The 506-nt window shown below is 36.8% G+C and carries 1 protein-coding gene; it reads left to right on the forward strand.

What is annotated here, in order from left to right:
- Nucleotides 1–506 (forward strand): M9 family metallopeptidase N-terminal domain-containing protein (locus F1615_RS35500; protein ID WP_208818487.1); only part of this gene is annotated, 506 nt, incomplete at both ends.

Below are 506 nucleotides of genomic sequence, written 5' to 3' on the forward strand. Positions count from 1 at the left end.
CAATTACAAGCACTTAGCTATGAAAATCTCGTACAAGTACTTTCGACCATACGTTGGAGTGACATTACGGATTTATTTCAATTTAATGCAGACTCTCTCGCATTCTATCAAGATCAAAATCGTGTGCAATTTTTAATTCAAGCATTAGCAAAAAGAGGCGCGACGTATACCACAACCAATTCAAATGGAATAGAGACGTTCGTGGAAGTATTGCGCTCCGGATTCTATTTAGGCTATTACTATAAAGAGCTTGCTTATCTCAATGAGCGTACGTTTCATGATACCTGCTTACCTGCTTTACAAGCAATCGCAAACAATCCAGCTTTTCGACTTGGAACAATAGAACAAGATCGAGTTGTGAAAGCTTATGGAAATTTAATTGGAAATGCCTCGAGTAATCCAGAAATTGTATCGTTAGCGGTTCCAATTTTAAATCAATTTAATCAAAATTTACAAACGTACGCGAAAGAATATTCAAAAGGAACAGCGGTATACAGTCTCTTAAG

Origin of the sequence: Streptomyces marokkonensis (genome assembly GCF_008312835.1) — a bacterium.
In the GTDB taxonomy this organism is placed as follows: domain Bacteria; phylum Actinomycetota; class Actinomycetes; order Streptomycetales; family Streptomycetaceae; genus Streptomyces; species Streptomyces marokkonensis_A.